The sequence below is a fragment of the Pseudomonas sp. genome, from assembly GCF_026224925.1.
GTDB lineage: Bacteria > Pseudomonadota > Gammaproteobacteria > Pseudomonadales > Pseudomonadaceae > Aquipseudomonas.
In genome coordinates this window covers 1-5,341 of sequence record NZ_JAMFRV010000644.1, presented here as the reverse complement: position 1 = coordinate 5,341, position 5,341 = coordinate 1, and the positions used below count along the sequence as shown (strand labels likewise).

Below are 5,341 nucleotides of genomic sequence, written 5' to 3'. Positions count from 1 at the left end.
GTCAAGCTCGGCCTGTTCAAAGACACACAGATCAAGACCGAAGCCGCGCAAGAGACGATGGAGGCGCTGGGGGACAAAATGCTCGCATCGAGCACTGAGTTGAGTAACCGTCAGATCAGCCAACGCGACGTGGAGTCTGCCCGGGCGCGCACCACGCTGGTGAGTGTCGCCAGTCTGGCATTAGTCCTTGGACTGTTGGCCGCCTGGGTAATGACTCAGCAGATCATCGTGCCCTTGCAACAAACGTTGGTCGCTGCAGGCCGTATCGCCCAAGGCGATTTGAGCAACAACCTAACAGTCGATCGCAGCGACGAAATGGGCCAATTGCAGACCAGCATGCAGCAGATGACCTTGAGCTTGCGCACGCTCATCGGCGGGATTAGCGACGGCGTGACGCAGATTGCCAGCGCTGCGGAACAGCTTTCTGCGGTCACCGAGCAGACCAGCGTCGGCGTCACTGCTCAGAAGGATGAAACCGATCAGGTAGCGACAGCAATGAACCAGATGACCGCTACGGTCATGGAAGTCGCCCGCAATGCTGAAGAAGCTTCGCAAGCGGCCACGCAAGCGGATCAGCAGGCGCGCGAGGGCGATGAGGTCGTGTCCGAAGCCATCGTTCAAATTGAGCGTTTGGCCGCCGAGGTCAATAACTCAACTCAGGCAATGACGCAACTCACGACCGAAAGCGACAAAATCGGCAGCGTGCTCGACGTGATTAAGTCGGTCTCCCAACAAACTAACCTGCTGGCGTTGAACGCAGCCATTGAAGCAGCACGTGCGGGAGAGGCCGGGCGCGGATTTGCGGTGGTCGCTGACGAGGTCCGCAGTCTGGCGCAACGGACCCAGCAATCGACGGAGGAAATTGAAGAGCTTATTGCAGCGTTGCAAAACGGCACTCAGCAGGTCGCCGCCTCACTCGATAGCAGCCGAACCCTGACCATCAGCAGCGTCGAGTTGAGTCGCCGTGCCGGCAGCGCGCTGGCGCACATCACCCGTACGGTGTCGACGATCCAAAGCATGAACCAACAGATCGCCACCGCGGGAGAACAACAATCTGCAGTGGCTGAAGAGATCACCCGCAGCATACTGAACGTACGTGATATCTCCGGACAAACCGCCGCAGCCAGCGAGGAGACGGCGGCCTCAAGCATTGAGCTGGCACGATTAGGTATTCATTTGCAGGGGTTATTGGGGCGGTTTCGGGTGTAGGACTGAAGGACCGAATTCATTCGGGAAGCAGGCAGCGCGGTTTGTCTGAATGATCGCGTTGTTGCCTTCCCGAATGAGTTCGGTCCCACAGTTAAACTAAACACCACATACAAAAACGCCGTTGAGGATTAGCTCAACGGCGTTTTTATTTCACTCAGTGAACCTTATCAGGCGTTAACCAGTTGCCGCTCGATGGAGTGAGTAACGGGCTGTAAAGGCAACAACGGTGCGTGCGGATCAGCTGCGACTGACTCGCGCCACGCCGATAGCCATTCAGTGTGACCTTCGCTCCAGACTTGCTCATGCAAACGCGCCAACGCGACAGGATCACTAAGGAGCATCAGACGCTCGTGGTTACTGAGCGCATCAGGACCGGCCTTCATTGCCTGACGAACGCGTTCAATGCGCGTCCATTCAACCGGATCCGATTGCAAGTGCCGCGACGTGGCCAAGGCACACGCCAGCGCATTCTGCTGAGGATCGACCACCGCTCGAATGAAACCCTGTTTCAGTGCATGCCAGCGGTTTTCATGGTTGTACTTATCAGTCGCGATCAGCTCTTGCGGCGGCGCATATTCCTCAGGAATAAGGAACAGCTTCTCGTCCCGCGCCTTGAGGCCGAGGGTGACACGGCTAGAAATCACAGAGACCGGAATCGACAGCATCAAGGAACCGACGATAGGCGCCAACCACCAAAGGAAGCTTGGGTTGAGCGACGCCACCAAAATAGCCCAGCAAGCGCCCAGCAATGTCTGTGGACCATGGCGTTTGGTCGCTTCGAGCCACGATGTAGAGCCATCATCACGTTGCGGCGAGTCCCACGTTGCGGCCCAGCCCAGGAAAGCGGCCAGTACAAAACGGGTATGGAACAACATCCGCACCGGTGCCAACAGCACCGAGAAAAACATTTCCATGAGCATCGACAGGGTCACTTTGATGCGACCACCGAAACCAACCGAACCTTTGGCCCAGATCAGGATAATGCTCAACAGCTTAGGCAGGAACAACAGCACGATGGTGGTCGAAAACAGCGCGACGGCCTTGTCCGGGTGCCATTGTGGCCACAGCGGATAGAGTTGCCGTGGCGCCATGAAATACTGCGGTTCCATCAATGTGTTGACCGCCAATAGCGCGGTCGACAGCACCAAAAAGAAGAACCAAAGGGGCGCCGACAAGTACGACATCACGCCGGTCAAAAACACTGCACGGTGTACCGGGTGCATGCCTTTTACCAGGAACAACCGGAAGTTCATCAGGTTACCGTGGCACCAGCGACGGTCGCGCTTGAGTTCATCCAGCAGGTTAGGCGGCAATTCTTCATAGCTGCCTGGCAAATCGTAAGCAATCCACACACCCCAACCGGCACGGCGCATCAGCGCGGCTTCGACGAAGTCGTGGGATAGAATCGCACCAGCGAAAGCGCCTTTACCGGGCAACGGCGCCAAGGCGCAGTGCTCGATAAACGGTTTCATGCGGATGATCGCGTTGTGGCCCCAATAGTGGGATTCGCCCAGCTGCCAGAAGTGCAAACCGGCAGTAAACAGCGGACCATAGACCCGCGTGGCGAATTGCTGCATGCGCGCATAAAGCGTGTCCATGCCCGACGCCCGTGGCGCGGTCTGGATGATGCCGGCGTCTGGCGTGGCTTCCATCAAGCGCACCAGGCTGGTCAGGCATTCACCGCTCATGACGCTGTCGGCATCCAACACGACCATGTAGCGGTATTCACCGCCCCAGCGACGGCAGAAGTCGTCGAGGTTGCCGCTTTTGCGTTTGACGCGACGGCGGCGGCGGCGGTAAAAAATCTTGCCGAAGCCATTGGTTTCGCGACACACGTCAAGCCACGACTGCTGCTCGGCGACCGCAATATCGGTATCGTTGGTGTCGCTGAGCACGAAGAAATCAAAGCGATCCAGATCACCGGTAGCAGCGACCGACTCGAACGTGGCGCGCAAACCGGCGAACACACGAGCGACGTCTTCGTTGCAAATCGGCATCACGAGGGCCGTTCGGGCACCCTTTTCAATCGGCTCGTCACCAGCGCTAGCACCGGAGATACGGTATTTGTCGTGCCCGGTGAGCAGTTCCAGAAAGCCCATCAGCGCCGTCCAGAAACCCGCTGACACCCAACAGAACAAAATCCCGAATAGCAACAAAATGCTGGTTTGCAGGGCGTAAGGCAGCACTTGCCACGCCGTTTGGGTCAATGACTGACCCGAGACTTCTTCCCACGACACGAACGACCAGCCTTGGTACGGCATGATCCCTTTCATGTAGAAGCTGGCGACCACGGTTTGACCCAGCATCAGCACCAGCAAAATGTAGCGGCGCAGCGAGCCTACAAACCGCCAACGTGCCTGAGGCAGCTCGCGCTTCGGCGGATCAGGAATATTGGTGCGACCGGTCATCCGCCGCCAGATACGCACCAAAATGTTGGTGCGCCACGGCTCAGGAACAACCTTGGTCCGACGAATCGGAGGGGTTGCCTTGAGGCAAACCCGACCGCTGGCGTCCAGAACAAGCATTTCTGCCTCTTCCAGCTCGTCAGCGGTGGTCAACGTCAGGCGGCGACCAACGGATGCCTGAGCAGTGTTGGTCGCGTCCGCTACCGGCTGCGTAGAAAGACGCTCGTGCAGCTCGGCGAAAGTCGAGCAGTTGGCGAGTTCCGCCCGCTGCTCATCGCTCATCGGTAAATGTGCCAAGTACTCGTTCAGAGACACTGGCACGGTCTGGGAATTACTCATCGGCGGGCAACTGGTAGCTCCAGGTCTCGGTCAAGACTTGTATGTTCTTGGCCGGTTCTGGATTAGTTGGGGCAGCTTCGGTTGCAGGCTGCGGGGTTTCTTTGCCATCTTTATCTTTCGCGGTGTCAGCCTTTGCTACGTCGGTTTTTGCAGCATCTGTTTTCGCTGCGTCAGCCTTCGCATCGGCAGGTTTGGTCGCGTCAGCCTTGGCAACATCGGCTTTATCGTCTTTCGGCGCGGGTGCAGAAGCAGGCTTGATATCGGCCTTCTTCTGGGCTTTCTTGTCAGCTTTGTCGGCGACTATAGCGATCGCTGCAGGCTCTTTACCCGGCTCGGCAGGCACTTCACGAAGCAAGTACGCCTTCATGTCGAGCGACTTGTTCGTATCTTTGGCTTTAATACGCAAGGTCAAGCGCCAGCCTTTAGTCACTGGGTTATAGCGCAGGTTATTTTCCACCAGGTCGGTGTTGTCGTCCGTAGTCACTTGGCTACGAATTGCCGGGTCTTCACCCAACTTGGCCAATACCGGGCCTTCGAAATCCACCAGGTACGCTACGCTGCCGTCAGGCTGACGAACCAGGTTCGATTGTTTGACGTCGCCCGTGGAACGCAGGGTTTGTTTAACCCAACCCAAGTCCGGCGAATGGATCGATTTCTCGTCCATGGTCCAGTGAATACGGTAGTTGAAATCCATCGGCTGGCCTGGTTCAGGAACCACGGCTGGCCGCCAGAACGCAACGATGTTGTCGTTGGTTTCGTCTGCGGTAGGGATTTCGGTCAGATCGACGGTGCCTTTGCCCCAATCGCCTTTTGGCTCGATCCAGGCACTTGGACGCTTGTCGTAACGATCATCAAGGTCTTCGTAGTGGCTGAAGTTACGGCCACGTTGCAGCAGGCCGAAACCACGCGGGTTTTCAACCGAGAAATTGCTCACGGCAAGGTGTTTCGGGTTGTTCAGAGGACGCCAGATCCACTCGCCGTTGGCGGCCTGAATAGACAGACCGCTGGAGTCATGCAACTCGCGACGGTAGTTGAGCACCTTGGACGGCTGATTGGCGCCGAACAAGAACATGCTGGTCAGCGGAGCAACGCCCAGCTTGCCGACCTTTTCGCGCAAGAACATACGCGATTTGACGTCGACCAAGGTGTTGGTGCCCGGACGCAGCGTCAGCTGATAAGCGCCCGTGGCACGTGGCGAATCCAGCAGTGCGTAGATCACTATATGGTTGTCATCCGGGTTTGGACGCTCGATCCAGAACTCGGTGAAACGCGGGAATTCTTCGCCAGACGGCATCGCGGTGTCGATAGCCATGCCGCGTGCAGACAAGCCGTAAACCTGATCCTTGCCGATTACGCGGAAGTAACTCGCGCCCAGCATGGTCATGATT

Annotated in this window: 3 protein-coding genes; 1 reads left to right on the top strand and 2 read right to left on the bottom strand. The window is 57.4% G+C overall.

Features of this window, described 5'->3' with window-relative positions:
• A partial coding sequence (locus tag M0974_RS26785) for a methyl-accepting chemotaxis protein (RefSeq protein ID WP_297844261.1) occupies positions 1-1,209 on the top strand: 1,209 nt, incomplete at its 5' end.
• Between the two features lie 167 nt (positions 1,210-1,376).
• On the opposite strand, the gene mdoH is transcribed toward M0974_RS26785, so the two are convergent.
• Positions 1,377-3,953, bottom strand: coding sequence for a glucans biosynthesis glucosyltransferase MdoH (gene mdoH, locus M0974_RS26780; protein ID WP_297844258.1), 2,577 nt, complete (start codon positions 3,951-3,953; stop codon positions 1,377-1,379).
• The coding region (locus M0974_RS26775; protein WP_297844255.1) for a glucan biosynthesis protein G at positions 3,946-5,341 on the bottom strand (1,396 nt) is incomplete at its 5' end. The genes M0974_RS26775 and mdoH, both read right to left, overlap by 8 nt.